Origin of the sequence: Ramlibacter rhizophilus, from assembly GCF_004681965.1 — a bacterium.
Lineage (GTDB): Bacteria > Pseudomonadota > Gammaproteobacteria > Burkholderiales > Burkholderiaceae_C > Ramlibacter > Ramlibacter rhizophilus.
In genome coordinates this window covers 103,266-119,262 of the sequence record NZ_SMLL01000002.1, presented here as the reverse complement: position 1 = coordinate 119,262, position 15,997 = coordinate 103,266, and the positions used below count along the sequence as shown (strand labels likewise).

The 15,997-nt window shown below is 70.1% G+C and carries 15 protein-coding genes; 8 read left to right on the top strand and 7 right to left on the bottom strand.

Translation table 11 applies throughout. The features are described 5' to 3' along the window. Positions 1-16 precede the first annotated feature (16 nt). The gene (infA, locus tag EZ242_RS05230; RefSeq protein ID WP_135284091.1) at positions 17-289 is read right to left on the bottom strand and encodes a translation initiation factor IF-1; all 273 of its coding nucleotides are present in this window, start codon (positions 287-289) and stop codon (positions 17-19) included. Between the two features lie 360 nt (positions 290-649). On the opposite strand from infA, the gene EZ242_RS05225 reads away from it, so the two are divergent. The 3 genes from EZ242_RS05225 (at position 650) to alaS (ending at position 5,965) form a co-directional block, all read left to right on the top strand. Further along, on the top strand, positions 650-1,087 hold the full coding sequence (locus EZ242_RS05225; RefSeq protein WP_135284090.1) for a hemerythrin domain-containing protein: 438 nt from the start codon (positions 650-652) through the stop codon (positions 1,085-1,087). A 395-nt stretch (positions 1,088-1,482) separates the two neighbouring features. Further along, complete coding sequence (locus EZ242_RS22205; protein WP_205960596.1) at positions 1,483-3,201, top strand: GH12 family glycosyl hydrolase domain-containing protein; 1,719 nt, start codon at positions 1,483-1,485, stop codon at positions 3,199-3,201. A 127-nt stretch (positions 3,202-3,328) separates the two neighbouring features. Next, a complete protein-coding gene (gene alaS / locus EZ242_RS05215) occupies positions 3,329-5,965 on the top strand; it encodes an alanine--tRNA ligase (RefSeq protein ID WP_135284089.1) in 2,637 nt (878 codons plus the stop codon). Positions 5,966-6,078: 113 nt separating this feature from the next. Here the strand turns inward: alaS and trmB are convergent, their stop codons facing one another. Genes trmB through EZ242_RS05195 form a run of 4 tightly spaced genes read right to left on the bottom strand, consistent with a single transcriptional unit; the run spans position 6,079 to position 9,753 of the window. Beyond that, complete coding sequence (gene trmB / locus EZ242_RS05210) at positions 6,079-6,780, bottom strand: tRNA (guanosine(46)-N7)-methyltransferase TrmB (protein WP_135284088.1); 702 nt, start codon at positions 6,778-6,780, stop codon at positions 6,079-6,081. Then, positions 6,780-7,664, bottom strand: coding sequence for a tRNA glutamyl-Q(34) synthetase GluQRS (gene gluQRS / locus EZ242_RS05205; RefSeq protein ID WP_135284087.1), 885 nt, complete (start codon positions 7,662-7,664; stop codon positions 6,780-6,782). The genes trmB and gluQRS overlap by 1 nt, the downstream gene beginning before the upstream one ends. A 17-nt stretch (positions 7,665-7,681) precedes the next feature. Continuing rightward, the gene (locus EZ242_RS05200; protein WP_135284086.1) at positions 7,682-8,785 is read right to left on the bottom strand and encodes an NAD(P)/FAD-dependent oxidoreductase; all 1,104 of its coding nucleotides are present in this window, start codon (positions 8,783-8,785) and stop codon (positions 7,682-7,684) included. A gap of 17 nt (positions 8,786-8,802) precedes the next feature. Next, positions 8,803-9,753 carry a LysR family transcriptional regulator gene (locus EZ242_RS05195; protein ID WP_135284085.1) on the bottom strand — a complete coding sequence of 317 codons (951 nt, stop codon included), beginning with the start codon at positions 9,751-9,753 and terminating at the stop codon, positions 8,803-8,805. Between the two features lie 107 nt (positions 9,754-9,860). On the opposite strand from EZ242_RS05195, the gene EZ242_RS05190 reads away from it, so the two are divergent. The 5 genes from EZ242_RS05190 to EZ242_RS05170 all read left to right on the top strand — a co-directional run bounded on the left by EZ242_RS05190 (position 9,861) and on the right by EZ242_RS05170 (position 13,377). After that, positions 9,861-10,562, top strand: coding sequence for a pirin family protein (locus EZ242_RS05190; RefSeq protein WP_135284084.1), 702 nt, complete (start codon positions 9,861-9,863; stop codon positions 10,560-10,562). A 64-nt stretch (positions 10,563-10,626) separates the two neighbouring features. Beyond that, on the top strand, positions 10,627-11,076 hold the full coding sequence (locus EZ242_RS05185; RefSeq protein ID WP_240786996.1) for a DoxX family protein: 450 nt from the start codon (positions 10,627-10,629) through the stop codon (positions 11,074-11,076). Positions 11,077-11,129: 53 nt separating this feature from the next. Continuing rightward, the gene (locus tag EZ242_RS05180; protein ID WP_135284083.1) at positions 11,130-11,684 is read left to right on the top strand and encodes a flavodoxin family protein; all 555 of its coding nucleotides are present in this window, start codon (positions 11,130-11,132) and stop codon (positions 11,682-11,684) included. Positions 11,685-11,694: 10 nt separating this feature from the next. After that, positions 11,695-12,618, top strand: coding sequence for a pirin family protein (locus tag EZ242_RS05175; RefSeq protein ID WP_135284082.1), 924 nt, complete (start codon positions 11,695-11,697; stop codon positions 12,616-12,618). A gap of 60 nt (positions 12,619-12,678) precedes the next feature. Beyond that, positions 12,679-13,377 (top strand): DUF599 domain-containing protein, encoded by a 699-nt coding sequence (locus EZ242_RS05170; protein WP_135284081.1) that lies wholly within the window; start codon positions 12,679-12,681, stop codon positions 13,375-13,377. Positions 13,378-13,849: 472 nt separating this feature from the next. Here the strand turns inward: EZ242_RS05170 and EZ242_RS05165 are convergent, their stop codons facing one another. Together EZ242_RS05165 and EZ242_RS05160 are read right to left on the bottom strand one after the other, a co-directional pair. Further along, on the bottom strand, positions 13,850-15,358 hold the full coding sequence (locus EZ242_RS05165) for a TRAP transporter large permease (protein WP_135284080.1): 1,509 nt from the start codon (positions 15,356-15,358) through the stop codon (positions 13,850-13,852). Next, the gene (locus tag EZ242_RS05160; RefSeq protein ID WP_135284079.1) at positions 15,355-15,894 is read right to left on the bottom strand and encodes a TRAP transporter small permease subunit; all 540 of its coding nucleotides are present in this window, start codon (positions 15,892-15,894) and stop codon (positions 15,355-15,357) included. Before EZ242_RS05160 ends, EZ242_RS05165 begins: the two co-directional genes overlap by 4 nt. Positions 15,895-15,997: the final 103 nt, after the last annotated feature.

Genomic DNA, 15,997 nt, shown 5'->3' with positions numbered 1-15,997 from the left:
CGGGCCGCCGCGGGGTTCAGCGGCGCACCGGGGGGCGATGCGCACCGGCGCCCGGCGGCCGGTTACGGTCGGGCAGGTGACGGAACATGATCCGGCCCTTGTTGAGGTCGTAGGGCGACAGCTCCAGCGTCACGTCGTCGCCGGCGATCACGCGGATGCGGTGCTTGCGCATCTTGCCGCCGCTGTAGGCGACGAGTTCGTGTCCGTTTTCCAGGATCACGCGGAAACGAGAGTCGGGCAGGACTTCTTCGACGCGTCCGCGCATTTCGATGAGTTCTTCTTTGGCCAATGCAGTAAAGCCTTTCGAGGTCAGAGTGGGCGCCGCTGCGCGCAGCGGCAGGTGGTGCTCGCCGGCGCGAGGCGGGCAAGCACGAGCTTGGAAGGAAAACCGGGCCGGCGCTGCCGGCCGGGGCGTGCTGCGGGTCCGCAGGGTCCTTGCGAGGACCTGGAGCACCGCGGGAGAGAAAGACGCTTCGAGAAGAAGCTGGCAGAACGCAATTGTAATGGTTCTGCACGCCCCGAGCCCCGGAGGGGGCTTGGCCGCGCACGGGCACGCGGCGCGCGACTACAGCAAGCCCGGAAACCGGAGCGCCCGCGCTGCCCATCCGCCGCGATAGGGTGCCGGCTTCCCAAACAAAGAGCCACCAACATGCCTCAGCAAGACGCCATCACCCTGCTGGATGACGACCACAAGAAGGTCGAGCAGCTGTTCCAGGACTACGAGAAGGAGAGCGACCGCGGCCGCAAGGACCACATCGCGCGGACGATCTTCGCCGAGCTCATGGTGCACACGCAGATCGAGGAGGAGATCTACTACCCGGCCTTCCGCCAGAAGGCCAAGGACAAGGAAGCGCTCGAGGATGCGAAGCACGAGCACCAGGAAGCCAAGCAGCTGATCCGCCAGATGGAGTCCGGCGGTGTGCAGGACGCGAAGATGAAGGAGCTCAAGAAACTCATCGAGCACCATGTGAGCGATGAGCGCGAGACCATGTTCCCCGAGTCGCGCCAGGCCGGCATGGATCTGGACGAACTCGGCAAGCGCCTCGCACAGCGCAAGCACGAGCTGATGGAACACCAGACGGTCTGAGCGCGCAGTCGTTCCTGCCCTGAGCCGCCGCATCCGTTTGGATGCGGCGGCTTTTTCATGTCCGGATCGAGTTCTATCGAATTCACACGCGCTCGACCCGAGAACCTTGGACCTCGGAAGCTCGTCGTGAGATTGCGTAACTTGTGTCTCCGGCTGATGCGCGCCTCTGCCAGCCGTTGCAGGAGCTTACGTTTCCTTCCTGCTTTCCTACACCGCCGTCAGACCGGTCCTACTAGCATTCGCGCCAGTTACTGCTGAGCCAGAGCCTGTAGAGCCCGCTCCCGTGCAGGGAGATCGAGCAGAACCCACACCGCCCAGCCCGAGCCGCGGACGTCGAGAAAGGATCGACCTGTCCCTTGGGCGAAGCCTTGCCTGAACTCAACCGGACTGATTCCATGCATAGCCGCCACTCCTCCCTGCGCCCCGCCGACACGGTCGCCGAAGCGCGCAGCCATCGACGCCTCGCGCGCCGCCGCGCCGCACTCCGGCACGGCCTTGCAGCCGCTTTCGCGCTCAGCGCCGTGCCGCTCGCCATCGCGCAGGCGACCGCGCCGACGATTCCGATCGGCAGCTACCCGCACCTGTGGCTGCAGGCCGGCAACCCGAATGACGCCTACTTCATCGAGGACAACCGCTGGGGCGCCAACGGCGTCACCGAGGGCGTGAGCGCCAGCCAGTACGAGCAGCAGGTGGGCCGCAGCACCAGCGTGGGTCCCAACGGCGAGGTGGCCTTCCGCACCAAGTGGCGCTGGCCGCAGGGTACGAACGAGGTCAAGGGCTACCCGGCCGTTCTGTACGGCCGCAAGCCCGGCTACTACAGCACCAACAACCTCATGGGCGGCAACCCCATCCAGCTGCCCGACGGCAGCCACTCGCAGACCGCGCCGACCGGCCACACGCCCGGCACCGTGCTGCCTGTCAAGCTGCCGGTGCCCTCGATGAAGGCCAAGTTCGCCTTCAAGCACAACGCCACGCCCACCGGGCAAGGCCAGCTGGCCTTCGACATCTGGCTGCAGTCGGCGCCGCAGCAGGACCGCGGATTCACCAACTCGTCGATCACGCACGAGATCATGATTCCGCTGAGCAACTGGGGCAACTACGGCGGACACAACGTGCCGGGCGGACGCAACCCCGGCTGGTACGACCACACGGCCACCATCGGCGGCAAGACGTACCACGTCTATGCCACCAAGGGTTCCGACAACTGCCTGCGCTACAACTTCGGCGGTCTGAACGGCGCCTATGGCAAGACCGGCTGGAAGATGATCGCCTTCGTTCCGGCCCAACTGCCCGTGGCCGCCGGCGAGATCGACCTGGCGGCCATCATCAACTACATCAGCACGCGCAAGGACGTCTGCGGCCAGCCCTGGGGCCTGGGCAACGAGTACGTGAGCAGCATCGAGCTGGGCGTGGAGCCGGTCGTGGGAACCGGGGACATCACGGTGTTCGACTACAAGATCTCGACGGGCGCAATGACGGCCGCACCCGCACCCGCACCCGCACCGGCACCGGCCCCTGCACCCGCACCGGCCCCTGCACCCGCACCGGCCCCTGCACCGGCCCCTGCACCGGCCCCTGCACCGGCACCGGCACCGGCACCGGCACCGGCACCGACAACCACGACGGCACCCGCGCCGACCGCGAGCTGCAGCTACGCCACCTGGAGCACCAGCACCCGCTACCTCGCTGGTGCCCGCGTGACGCGCCTGGGCCAGGCCTACGAGGCCAAGGCGATCTCCTCGACGGTGTGGAACCTGAACAGCCCGCCCGAGTGGACCCCCACCTACTGGGCCCTCATCAGCTGCGCCAGCGTGAGCACCACGGCGCCGGCACCGGCTCCCGCACCGGCGCCTGCCCCGGCACCAGCCCCTGCGCCCGCTCCGGCCCCGGCCCCCGCGCCCACGACCACGACCACGACCACGACCACGACCACGACCTCCGCGAGCTGCAGCCCCGCGGCCTGGAACACCACCAGCCGCTACATGCCGGGCGATCGCGTCTCGCGCCTGGGAAGCCTCTACGAAGCCAAGGCCATTTCGGCCACGGTCTGGAACGTGAACAGCGCGCCGGAGTGGACGCCGACCTACTGGGCCAAGATCAGCTGCACGTCCTGATTCCAACGGACCTGGCGCGTGTGCGGGGCGGGCACGCGCGCCCCGGGGCGATCACCCTCGAAACCTATAATCGAGGGCTTCGCCCGCGCCCCGTTCGGGGCGCCCGGGGCACCCACTCGCCAGCACCATGAGTTCCCAACCCACCCGCCCCGCCTTCACCGTCGCCGACATCCGCAAGACCTTCCTGGACTTCTTCGCGGCGCGCGGGCACACCGTCGTCGAGTCCAGCCCCCTGGTGCCGGGCAACGACCCGACGCTGATGTTCACCAACTCGGGCATGGTGCAATTCAAGGACGTGTTCCTCGGCACCGACAAGCGGCCCTATGTGCGCGCGGCTTCGGTGCAGGCCTGCCTGCGGGCCGGTGGCAAGCACAACGACCTGGAGAACGTGGGCTACACGGCGCGGCACCACACCTTCTTCGAGATGCTGGGCAACTGGAGCTTCGGCGACTACTTCAAGCGCGAGTCGCTCACGTGGGCCTGGGAACTGCTCACCGAGGTGTACAAGCTGCCGCCCGAGCGCCTCTGGGCCACGGTCTACATCGAGGACGACGAAGCCTACGACATCTGGACCAAGGAAATCGGCCTGCCGCCCGAGCGCGTGGTGCGCATCGGCGACAACAAGGGCGCGCGCTACGCCTCCGACAACTTCTGGATGATGGCCGACACCGGCCCCTGCGGCCCCTGCTCGGAAATCTTCTACGACCACGGCCCCGAAGTGCCCGGCGGCCCCCCCGGCAGCCCCGACGAGGACGGCGATCGCTACATCGAGATCTGGAACAACGTGTTCATGCAGTTCGACATGCAGCCGGACGGCAGCGTCAAGCCGCTGCCCGCACCCTGCGTGGACACCGGCATGGGCCTGGAGCGGCTCGCGGCCATCCTGCAGCACGTCCACAGCAACTACGAGATCGACCTGTTCGACGCGCTCATTCGCGCCGCCGCGCGAGAGACCGGCACCACGGACCTGGCCAACCCCTCGCTGCGCGTGATCGCCGACCACCTGCGCGCCACGGCGTTCCTGGTCAGCGACGGCGTCATCCCGAGCAACGAGGGCCGCGGCTACGTGCAGCGGCGCATCGTGCGCCGGGGCATCCGCCACGGCTACAAGCTCGGCTGCAAGCGGCCCTTCTTCCACAAGCTCGTGCCCGAGCTGGTCGCCCTCATGGGCGCCGCCTATCCGCGCCTGCAGGCCGAAGCCCAGCGCATCGGCGAGGTGCTCAAGGCCGAGGAAGAGCGCTTCTTCGAGACGCTGGAAAACGGCATGGAGATCCTGGACGCCACCCTGAAGGACGGCGCGAAGGTCCTGCCGGGCGACGTGGCCTTCAAGCTGCACGACACCTACGGCTTCCCGCTGGACCTCACGCAGGACGTGTGCCGCGAGCGCGGCGTGTCGGTGGACGTGGCCGGCTTCGACGCCGCCATGGACCGCCAGAAGGCTGCCGGCCGCGCCGCCGGCAAGTTCCGCATGGACCGCGCGCTGGAGTACGGCGGCGCCGGCCATCCCTTCACCGGCTACGAGCGCCTGGAGGAGCCTGCGCGCGTCGTGGCCCTCTACCGCGAGGGCACGCCGGTGCAGGCGCTGGAAGAGGGGCAGCCCGGCGTCGTGGTCCTGGACACCACGCCCTTCTATGCCGAAAGCGGCGGCCAGGTGGGCGACTGCGGCGTGATCGCGGCCGAGGGTGTGGCCTTCGGCGTGGAGGACACGCAGAAGATCAAGGCCGACGTGTACGGCCACCACGGCATGCAGACGCAGGGCACGCTCCGGGTGGGTGATGCCGTTCTGGCCAAGGTGGACGTGCCGCGCCGCCAGGCCACCATGCGCAACCACAGCGTGACGCACCTGATGCACAAGGCCTTGCGCGAGGTGCTGGGCACGCACGTGCAGCAGAAGGGCTCGCTGGTCGATGCCGACAAGACGCGCTTCGATTTCACGCACAACCAGCCGCTGTCGGCCGACCAGATCCACGAGATCGAGCGTCGCGTCAACGCCGAGATCCTCGCCAACGAGGCCACGCAGGCCCGCGTGATGGAGATCGAGGCGGCCAAGGCCACGGGCGCCGTCATGCTGTTCGGCGAGAAGTACGGCGAGAGCGTGCGCGTGCTGGACATCGGCACCAGCCGCGAGCTGTGCGGCGGCACGCACGTGCAGCGCACCGGTGACATCGGCCTGTTCAAGATCGTGAGCGAAGGCGGCGTGGCCGCGGGCGTGCGCCGTGTCGAGGCGGTCACGGGCGCGAATGCGCTCGCCTACCTGCAATCGCTGGAGGCTACGGTGCAGAGCGCGGCCGGCGCCCTCAAGGCACCGGGTGCGGAGCTGCAGTCGCGCATCGGCCAGGTGCTGGAGCAGGTGCGTGCGCTGGAGAAGGAAGTTGCCGCGCTCAAGGGCAAGCTCGCCTCCAGCCAGGGCGACGAGCTCGCCGGGCAGGCGGTGGAGGTCAAGGGCATCAAGGTCCTGGCCGCCACGCTGGCCGGGGCCGATGCGCGCACCCTGCGCGAGACCCTGGACAAACTCAAGGACAAGCTCAAGTCCGCCGCCATCGTGCTGGCCGCCGTGGACGGCGGCAAGGTGCAGCTCGCGGCCGGCGTCACGGCCGACGCCATGGGCCGCGTGAAGGCCGGCGAGCTGGTCAACTTCGTTGCGCAGCAGGTGGGCGGCAAGGGCGGCGGCAAGCCGGACATGGCCATGGCCGGTGGCACCGACGCCGGCAAGCTGCCGCAGGCACTGCAGTCGGTGCGCGGCTGGGTCGAAGAGCGGGCGTAGTCGAAACTCCCTCCCCCTCTGGGGGAGGGCAGGGTGGGGGCCCGCGCGCCGACTATGCTGCTTTGCGCGAGCCCCCATCCCAGCCTTCCCCCAGGGGGGAAGGAGCAGGTCCCTCAGCGCCGCTCGAACACCACGTCCCAGACCCCGTGTCCCAGCTTCAGCCCCCGGTTCTCGAACTTCGTGAGCGGCCGGTAGTGCGGCTTGGGCGCAAAACCCTCGGCGGTGTTGCGCAGCAGCGGCTCGGCGCCCAGCACCTCCAGCATCTGCTGGGCGTAGGGTTCCCAGTCGGTGGCGCAGTGAAGGTAGCCACCCGGCCCGAGGCGGCGCGCCAGGCGTGAGACCAGGGCCGGCTGGATCAGCCGGCGCTTGTGGTGGCGCAGCTTGTGCCAGGGGTCCGGGAAGAACACGTGGATGCCCGCCAGCGAGGCCTCGGGCACCATCTGGTCCACCACCTCCACCGCGTCGTGCGCGACGATGCGGATGTTCTCCAGCCCCTGCTCGCCGATGCGCTTGAGGAGCGCGCCCACGCCCGGCTCGTGCACTTCGCAGCAGAGGAAGTTGGTGGAAGGCAAGAGCGCTGCGATATGCGCCGTGGCCTCGCCCATGCCGAAGCCGATCTCCAGCACCGTGGGAGCGGCGCGGCCGAACGCAGCCGCGAAGTCCAGCGGCTGGCCCGTGTAGGGAACAAGAAAGCGGGGACCGAGGGTCTCGAAGGCGCGGGCCTGGCCGGTGGTGGTGCGGCCGGCGCGGCGCACGAAGCTGCGCACGGCGCGCGGAAAGGGCACGCCCTGGGGCGTGGAGGAGTGATCTGGCATCAGCCGATTGTCTCGCGTGCGGCCCACGCGCCCGTCGCCTGCGCCAGCCAGCCATCGACCGTGGTGGCGCTCACGGACAGACCCAGCACCTGTCCGGCGGCACGCAGGCAGGCGAGCGGCTCGGTGGTGTCCAGCGGCGCTGCACCGTTCTGCTTGGAGAGCTTCTCGCCATTGGCGCCGCGCACCAGCGGCGCGTGCAGGTACAGGGGCGTGGACAGGCCGAGGGCCTGCTGCAGCCACACCTGACGCGCCGTGTTGTCGGCCAGGTCTTCGCCGCGCACCACGTGCGTGATGCCCTGCGCGGCGTCGTCCACCACCACGGCCAGCTGGTAGGCCCACAGGCCGTCGGCGCGGCGCAGCACGAAGTCGCCCACCTCGCGCTCCAGATCCTGCTGCTGCGGCCCCAGGCGCCGGTCGGTCCAGTGCAGCAGGCCCGCGCCCTCGGTGCGCATGCGCCAGGCCCGCGCGGGCCGCCCGTTCAAGCCCTGGCGACAAGTGCCCGGATACACCAGCTCGCCATGGCGTTCACGCGGGTGGCCGCCAGCGAGCAGGGCCTGCTCGATGTCCTTGCGCGAGCAGGCGCAGGGGTAGGCCATGCCGCCGGCGACGAGGCGGTCCAGGGCCGCCTGGTAGTGCGCGCCGCGGCTGGACTGCCAGATGGGCGGCTCGTCCGCGTGCAGGCCGCAGGCGGCGAGCTGTGCGAGGATGGTGTCGTCCGCACCCGGCACGCAGCGCGGCGTGTCCACGTCCTCCATGCGAACCAGCCAGCGCCCGCCGTGGGCGCGCGCATCGAGCCAGCTCGCGAGCGCTGCGACCAGCGACCCCGCATGTAGCGGTCCGGTGGGCGAGGGCGCGAAGCGCCCGCGGTAGCCGGCCGGGGCCATGGCGGCTCGCTCCCCGGTCAGAGGGCGGCCAGCGCCAGCTCCAGCCCGGAGACGAAGGCGTCCTCGACGCGGTGCCCAAGGCACCAGTCGCCGCACACGCCCAGGCCGTGCTCGGCGTCGAGCAGGAAGCTCTGGCCCAGGGGAACGTGGGTCTTGGCATAGCGCCAGCGATGCACCTGGGCATGGGTCGGCTCGGCCCGGATGCCGGTCACCTCCGCGAAGCCCTTGAGCAGCTTCGCGGCCACGCGCTGCGCGTCGTCTTCCAGGTGCTCGGTGGACCAGCTGGCACTGGCCTGGACCGTCCAGCGCTCCACCGGGTCGCGCCCCGGCTTGGACGACTCGCGCGAGAGCCACGCGATGCGGTGGTGCGTGCTGGTGGCGGCGTTCCATTGCGGGCCGAGCTGCCCGGCCGACTGTGCATGCGGGAAGGCGACCATCAGCGTCCAGCAGGGCGCCACGCGCACGGCCTCGATACGCTCGACGAAATCCGCCGCGAGCCCGCTGGCACGCAGGAGTTCGCTCGCCTGCGCGGAGGGCAGGGCGAGCAGCACCTGGTCGAAGCCGGCGCTGGCTTCGGCCGGCATCTCGCCGCCTTCGAGTTTCAGCCGCCAGCGCGCGTCGCCCGCGTCGGCCGCCTCGATGCCGACCACGCGCACACCCTGCGCGATGCGGCCCTGCGCCGCCAGGGGCTCGGCCCAGGCGCGGGGCAGGGCGTTCATGCCGGGCACCGGCACCCAGTGGGCTTCCGGCCGATGGCGGGCCACCTCGGCCACGCGGCCGAGCGGATCGAGCACGCGCACGGCGTTCGCGCGCCAGGGCTTGCACAGGCCCGGGTTCAGCTTCAGCACGCGGGCGAAGCGTTCGTCGCGGACGGTGAAGTACTGCACCCCGTGGTCGAAGCCGCCGAAAGGCGTATCGCGGCAGGCCATGCGGCCGCCCACCTGCCGGCCCTTGTCGAAGACCCACACCTCGTGCCCGGCCTGGGCCAGGGTGCGGGCGCAGGCCAGGCCCGCGATGCCGGCGCCGATGACGGCGACGCGGCGCGCGCGCGCGTGCGGCGTGCTGGGGGAATCGGAAGTGGGGCGGGTTCGCGAGGACGAACGAGAGGCGAGGCGCTGCATGGGCGGCGATTGTGGCATCACGAGCTCGCATGCCCGGGGCGGTGCTGCAGCAGGGCGCTGCGGGTGGCCTCGCCTTCGAGCTGCGCGAGCCACCACTGCAGGCCCCGCCCCGGCCCTGGGGGGCCGCTTTCGCGCCAGGCGTAGCTGGCCCGCGCCACGCGCGCCGGGCGCTGCATGCGCTTGGCGACGAGCCGGCCGGTGTCGATGTAGGGGCGGGCCAGCGGCTCGGGCAGGAAGCCGCTGCCCAGGCCGCGCAGCTGCGCCTCCAGCTTGGCGCCCATGCTGGGCACGGTGAGCACGTCCTGCCCGGCGAGCAGGCCCAGGGTGAGCCCGCTGCCGCGCGGGACCGAGTCCGCCACGGCAACGGCGCGATAGCGCTGCACCAGCTCGTCGGACAGGGGCTCGGGCGCCGAGGCGAGCGGGTGATGTGGCGCGACGGCGTACACGAAGGCGAGTTCGCCCAGCACGCGGTTGCGAATGCCGGCGGCGGTGCCGGGCTCGCTGGACACGCCGATGGCCAGGTCCGCCTGGCCCGAGACCAGCGCCTCCAGCGTGCCCGAGAGCGCTTCGTCTCGCAGGCGCAGCCGCGTCTGCGGCGCGACCGCGAGGAAGGCCTCGGCGAGCTCCATCACGGTGCCGCAGTCGATCACCGAATCGACAGCCAGGGTCAGCTGCGACTCCCAGCCCGTGGCCACGCGACGCACGCGGTTGGCGACCGCATCCACTTCGCCCAGCAGCCGTTCACCTTCGCGCAGCAGCTCGGCACCGGCCGGCGTGAGGCGGGCCTGGCGGGACGCGCGGTCGAAGAGGAGTGCGTCGAGCGCGTCCTCGACCAGCCGCACGCGGTAGGTCACGGCGCTGGGCACCAGCCCCAGCTCGCGGGCCGCACCGGCGAAGCTGCCGCTGCGTGCCACCGCTTGCAGCAGGCTCAGGGTGTCGGGGGTGAGGACGTCGCGGGGGCCGGGCATGGACGTGAGACCGTTCGAAAGTTTTGAATGATGCCATCAAGCCGATTGGCACTCGACGGGGCGCTCGGCCGGCACCATGGCGGCATCGCATCCCTACCGGAGACCCCATGCTCACCTTGCGCAGATCCCAGGAACGGGGCCACGCCAACCACGGCTGGCTGGACTCGTACCACAGCTTTTCCTTCGCCGGCTACTACGACCCCCGGCACATGGGCTTCGGGCCGCTGCGGGTGATCAACGAGGACCGCATCGCCCCCGGCCGCGGCTTCGGCGAGCACGGGCACCGCGACATGGAAATCATCAGCTATGTGCTTTCGGGCGAGCTGGCCCACCGCGACACGCTGGGCAACGTCAAGGGCATTCCGCCCGGCGACGTGCAGCGCATGAGCGCCGGCACCGGCGTGATGCACAGCGAGTTCAACCACGCCCGCGACGAGGTCACGCACTTCCTGCAGATCTGGATCGAGCCGAACGTCCGCGGGATCGAGCCGAGCTACGAGCAGCGTTCCTTCGCCGAGTCCGACAAGCGCGGCCGGCTGCGCCTGGTGGCGTCGCCCGATGGCGCCGAGGGCTCCGTGACGATCCACGCCGACGCGCGGGTGTACGCCGGCCTCTTCGACGGCGACGAGACCGCCGAGCTGGCGCTGGCCGCGGGCCGGCGTGGTTACGTGCACGTGGTACGCGGCGAGCTGGAGGTCAACGGCCAGCGCCTGCGCGCGGGCGATGCCGCCAAGCTCGAGCAGGAGGAACGCGTCGCGCTTGCGGGCGCAAGCCATGCCGAGGTCCTGGTTTTCGACCTGGGCCAATGATCGACCCTTTCGCATGCCCGGCCCCGGCCGGGTCCGACACACCCATCCACCAGAGGAAATCACCATGAACACGACCACCATGACCCATTCGACCGGCGTCACCACCACCACGGGCCAGGATGCGCTCGCGCTGGCGGGCCGCGCCTTGATCGCCCTGCTGTTCATTCCCGCGGGCTTTTCCAAGATCGGCGGCTTCGCGGGCACGGCCGGCTACATCGCCTCCAAGGGGCTGCCCCTGCCGGAGGTGGCCGCCGCCATCGCCATCGCCGTCGAGCTGGGCCTGGGCCTGATGTTGCTGTTCGGGTGGCGCACGCGCCTGGCGGCGCTCGGCATCGCCCTGTTCACGGTGGTGGCCACCTTCATCTTCCACAACTTCTGGGCCATGCCGGCCGAGCAGGTGATGCAGCAGCAGCAGGCCTTCTTCAAGAACATCGCCGTCGTCGGCGGCCTGCTGGCCTTCATGGCTTTCGGTCCCGGACGCTGGAGCCTGGACGCCCGCACCGGCCGCCACTGATTCCGTTTTCGTTTTTCTTGTCTCAATCTTTCTGACATCGAGGAGCTTCTTTCATGGCAACGATCGCAGTCGTCTACCACTCGGGCTACGGCCATACGCAGCGCCAGGCGCAGGCCGTCGCCCAGGGGGCGGACGCCCACCTCATCGCCATCGACGCGGACGGCAATCTGCCCGAGGGCGGCTGGGAGCAGCTGGCCGCCTCGGACGCCATCGTCTTCGGCTCGCCCACCTACATGGGCGGGCCGAGCTGGCAGTTCAAGAAGTTCGCCGACGCCACCTCCAAGCCCTGGTTCGCGCAGGCCTGGAAGGACAAGCTCTTCGCCGGCTTCACCAACAGCGCGAGCACGGTCGGCGACAAGACCGCCACGCTCAACTACTTCATTACCCTGGCCCTGCAGCACGGCGGCCTGTGGGTCGGCAACGGCATGATGCCGTCCAACACCAAGGCCGCCACCCGCGACGACCTGAACTGGATCGGCGTGTGGAGCGGCGCGGCCTCGGTCTCGCCCTCGGACGCGTCGCCGGCCGAGATGTTCGAAGGTGACCTGAACCTCGCGCGCCGCTTCGGCGAGCGCGTGGCCCAGGCCGCAGCGCGCTGGAAGCGCTGAGGAGCCCGCCATGGCCGCGGCGCAGCTGATTGCCGGAAGCGAAAAGGACCTGGGCGGTGGCTTCAAAGTGCGGCGCTACCTGCCCGCGCCGCGTCGCCGCACCGTCGGGCCCTTCATCTTCTTCGACCACTTCGGTCCCGTGACCGAAGTGCCGGAGGCGAACCACGATGTGCGGCCGCACCCGCACATCGGCCTGGCCACGGTCACCTACCTGTTCGAGGGCGCGATGATGCACCGCGACAGCCTGGGCTCCGAACAGCTGATCGAGCCCGGCGCCATCAACTGGATGACCGCCGGCGCGGGCATTGCGCACTCCGAGCGCCGCCCGGCCTCGCTGCGCCAGACCGCCTTCGTCAACCACGGCCTGCAGCTCTGGGTGGGCCTGCCCACGCAGCGCGAAGACGGCCCGCCCGGTTTCACGCACACCCCCGCGGCCGACATCCCCGAGGACGCCGTGCAGGGTGCGCGCGTGCGCGTGCTCGTGGGCGAGGCCTTCGGCCTGCGCTCCCCGGTCGAGCCGGCGTCGCCCACCCTGTACCTGGACCTGAAGCTGGGCGACGGCTGGAGCATCGAGCTGCCACCGCTCGCGCCCGAGATGGCGGTGTATGCGGTGGAGGGCGAGCTGCTGCTGGACGGCCAGGCCGTGCCCCCGCAGCAGATGGTGGTGCTGGGCGGCGGCCAGGAGGTGCGCCTGCAGGCGCGCGGCGCCGCGCGCGTGGCGGTGGTGGGCGGCGAGCCGCTCGACGGCCCGCGCCACATCTGGTGGAACTTCGTCCACAGCCAGCCCGCACGCATTCATGAGGCTGCACAGCGCTGGGAGGAGCGGGCCTTCGAGCCGATACCGGGGGAGTCGGAGTTCATTCCATTGCCGGCGCACCGCTTCGTGGCACCCCCCGCCCCGCAGGGGAACGGAGCGGATCCGCAGTACCTGTGACCTCGCCGCTGCGCGCGCGGGGAGGCGTCAACACCGGCGTCGCGATCCTATGATCGCGCCATGCCCACCCTCGACCTGCTCCCCTGGCCCGACGCGCTGGCCCTCGCGTGGTTCCTTTGCGTGTGGGCCGGCTACGCCTGGTACAGCGCGCGGGCGAGCGAATCCGGGTCCGTGACCCTGCTGGCGACCACCAACCTGTACCGAAGGGCCTGGATGCTGCAGGCCACCTCGCGCGAGCCGCGCATGCTGGACGGGCTGATCGTGCAGGGGCTCTCCAGCAGCCCGTCCTTCTTCGCCTCCACGGCCATCATCATCATCGGCGGCCTGCTCGCGCTGCTCGGCACGACCGACAGCACCGCGCAGGTGGTGCGCGAGATCCCCTTCGCCGCGCAGACCAGCCTGCAGGTGCTGGAGCTGAAGATGCTGCTCCTGGCCGGCATCTTCATCTTCGCTTTCTTCCGCTTCTCCTGGTCCATGCGCCAGTACACCTTCGCGGCGCTGATGCTCGGAGCCATGCCGCCGCCCGAGGCCTTCGAGCGCGGCGAGGTCGATCGCGAGCGCTTCGCGCAGCGCGCGGGCAAGCTGGTGGGCATGGCGGCCGAGACCTTCAACGACGGCATCCGCGCGTATTACTTCGCGTTCGCGGCCATCGCCTGGTTCGTCTCCCCGCTGGCCTTCGCGGTCGCGGCGGCGCTGGTGACCGCGGTGCTGTACGGGCGTGAGTTCCACTCCAACGTGCTCGACGTGCTGCGGCATTGAGCCGCGGCGTCGCTCGCCGGCGCCGGCGGCAGGCCCAGGGTGACGAAGCGCGCGAAGGCGGTGATCACCCGGCGGTCCGCCGCGTGGAAGACGATGATCCCGCCGCCCCGGGGACGCACCACCAGGCGCGGCGTGATGAGCCACTCCAGCCCCGGCATGCCGACCAGCCGGGCCTGCGTGACCTCGCTCCAGCGGACCTGCTTGCGCCAGACCCAGCTTTGCTGCACGCCCTGCGCATCGACGCGGGTGCGCGAACGCCACATCCAGGCCAGGCACCACAGCACCAGCGCCAGGGCGCCGAGTGTGAGCAGCGCGGCGCTCGCCGTCCACTGCGCCTGCAGGACCTGCGGGCTGCTGCGCGCGGCCCAGTACAGCATGAGCAGGACCATCGAGGTCGCCAGCAGGCGCGTGGCCCGGGGGAAGGCGGGGCCCTCGACGGCGTCGGCGTCCGGGGGCTGCGTCGCGTGCGCGTTCATCGCGCGCCTTCCGTGGCCGGCGACGGCTGCAGCTTGAAGAGGTCGTCGATGGTCTTCTGTTCGTCCACCGGGGAGGGCGCATCCAGCGGCGCCATGGGCGCTTCGATCTGCACCTTGTCCACGTCCACCGTGGGCGCCTCGTCCAGGAACATGGTCACGCTCTGCGGAACGAAGATCACCACCAGCACCAGCGCCAGCTGCAGCAGCACCCAGGGGATGGAACCCAGGTAGATGTCCCGCGATTCCACCGGCCGGGGCAAAGCGCCGCTCTTGAACAGGCTGTCCGAGATGCCGCGCAGGTAGAAGAGGGCGAAGCCGAAGGGCGGGTGCATGAAGCTGGTCTGCATGTTCACGCACAGCAGCACGCCGAACCAGATCAGGTCGATGCCCATCTTGTCGGCCACCGGACCGAGCATGGGCAGGATGATGAAGGCGATCTCGAAGAAGTCGAGGAAGAAGGCCAGGAAGAAGATGAACAGGTTGACGACCAGCAGGAAGCCGATCTGTCCGCCGGGCAGGTGTGAGAGCAGGTGCTCGATCCACTTGCCGCCGTCCACGCCCTGGAACACCAGCGAGAACACGCGCGAGCCGATGAGGATGAACACCACCATGGCGGTCACGCGCATGGTGCCGGCCATGGCGCCCTTCATCAGCGGCCAGTCCAGCCGCCGGTGCAGGGCCGCGAGCACGATGGCGCCGACCGCGCCCATGGCGCCGGCCTCGGTCGGCGTGGCGATCGCCGTCGAGATGCCGGGCAGGCCGCCCATGCTGCCCAGCACGAGGAAGATCAGCACGGCCGAAGGAATGATGCCGCGCAGGCACTTCCTCCACAGCGCCCAGCCTTGCAGCGTGCGCGCCGATGCCGGCACGCCCGGCAGCATCTCGGGGCGCAGGCGCGTGAGCACGAAGGTGTAGAGCGCGAACAGCAGCACCTGCAGCACCGAGGGCCCCCAGGCGCCCTTGTACATGTCGCCCACCGAGCGTCCGAGCTGGTCGGCCATGACCACCAGCACCAGCGAGGGCGGCACCAGCTGCGTGATGGTGCCCGAGGCGGCCAGCACGCCGGTGGCATAGCGCATGTTGTAGCCGTAGCGCATCATGACCGGCAGCGAGATCATGGCCATGGCGATCACCTGCCCGGCCACGGTCCCCGTGACCGCGCCCAGGATGAAGCCGACGATGATGACCGAGTAGCCCAGGCCGCCGCGCGCGGTGCCGAACAGCTGGCCCATGGAGTCGAGCATGTCCTCGGCCAGGCCGCACTTCTCCAGCACCGCGCCCATGAGCGTGAAGAAGGGAATGGCCAGCAGCAGCTCGTTGGAGAGGATGCCGAACACGTTCAGCGGCAGGTTGGCCATGAAGGCCGCCGGGAACCAGCCCATGGCGATGCCGTAGAAGCCGCACAGCAGGCCCAGGGCGGCCAGCGAGAAGGCCACGGGGAACCCGATCAGCATGATCAGGATCAGGCCCGCGAACATGAGCGGGGGGAAGTGCTCCATGCTCATTGCAGGGGCCTCTCGTAGTGCGTGTCCATCTCGTGGGCATGCGTGAGCCAGCCCACGCGCTTGATGATCTCGGAGACGCCCTGCAGGATCACCAGCGTGAAGCCCAGGGGCAGCATGAGCATGGCCGGCCAGCGCACCAGGCCGCCGGCGTTGCTGGACATCTCGCCGCTGCGCCACATCTGCAGGAACAGGGGCCAGGCGTGATAGAGCATCACGGCCATGGCCGGCAGCAGGAAGAACACGAGGCCGAGCAGGTCGATCCAGGCGCGCCCCCGGCCCGAGAGCCGGCCGTAGAAGATGTCCACGCGCACGTGCTCGTTCAGGCGCAGCACCTGCGATGCGCCCAGCATCACGCAGGCGGCGAACAGGTACCACTGGATCTCGAGCCAGCCGTTGGAGCTGATGTCCAGGCCGTAGCGGATGATGGCGTTGCCCGCGCTGATGGCGCAGGCGAGGATGACGGACCACTGCGCCAGGGTTCCGAACCGGTCGGTGACCCAGTCGATGCAGCGGGCCAGGGCGAGCAGTGCGTGCACGGGTGCGTCCTAAGCCGGAATGACGCGGCAATGTATCGGCGCCCCCGTAAACGGCGCGTAAAAAGACCGAGCCTGCGCGCGCGGCTGCGCCCCGGCTTCAGGT

Bases quoted from the DNA above. Each gene is read 5' to 3' on its own strand.
- EZ242_RS05170 (WP_135284081.1), top strand. From the start codon at position 12,679: ATGCCCACCCTCGACCTGCTCCCCTGGCCCGACGCGCTGGCCCTCGCG.
- EZ242_RS05190 (WP_135284084.1), top strand. From the start codon at position 9,861: ATGCTCACCTTGCGCAGATCCCAGGAACGGGGCCACGCCAACCACGGC.
- EZ242_RS05185 (WP_240786996.1), top strand. From the start codon at position 10,627: ATGAACACGACCACCATGACCCATTCGACCGGCGTCACCACCACCACG.
- EZ242_RS05200 (WP_135284086.1), bottom strand. From the start codon at position 8,785: ATGCAGCGCCTCGCCTCTCGTTCGTCCTCGCGAACCCGCCCCACTTCC.
- gluQRS (WP_135284087.1), bottom strand. From the start codon at position 7,664: ATGGCCCCGGCCGGCTACCGCGGGCGCTTCGCGCCCTCGCCCACCGGA.
- trmB (WP_135284088.1), bottom strand. From the start codon at position 6,780: ATGCCAGATCACTCCTCCACGCCCCAGGGCGTGCCCTTTCCGCGCGCC.
- EZ242_RS05165 (WP_135284080.1), bottom strand. From the start codon at position 15,358: ATGAGCATGGAGCACTTCCCCCCGCTCATGTTCGCGGGCCTGATCCTG.
- EZ242_RS05175 (WP_135284082.1), top strand. From the start codon at position 11,695: ATGGCCGCGGCGCAGCTGATTGCCGGAAGCGAAAAGGACCTGGGCGGT.
- EZ242_RS05180 (WP_135284083.1), top strand. From the start codon at position 11,130: ATGGCAACGATCGCAGTCGTCTACCACTCGGGCTACGGCCATACGCAG.
- EZ242_RS05225 (WP_135284090.1), top strand. From the start codon at position 650: ATGCCTCAGCAAGACGCCATCACCCTGCTGGATGACGACCACAAGAAG.
- EZ242_RS05195 (WP_135284085.1), bottom strand. From the start codon at position 9,753: ATGCCCGGCCCCCGCGACGTCCTCACCCCCGACACCCTGAGCCTGCTG.
- EZ242_RS22205 (WP_205960596.1), top strand. From the start codon at position 1,483: ATGCATAGCCGCCACTCCTCCCTGCGCCCCGCCGACACGGTCGCCGAA.
- alaS (WP_135284089.1), top strand. From the start codon at position 3,329: ATGAGTTCCCAACCCACCCGCCCCGCCTTCACCGTCGCCGACATCCGC.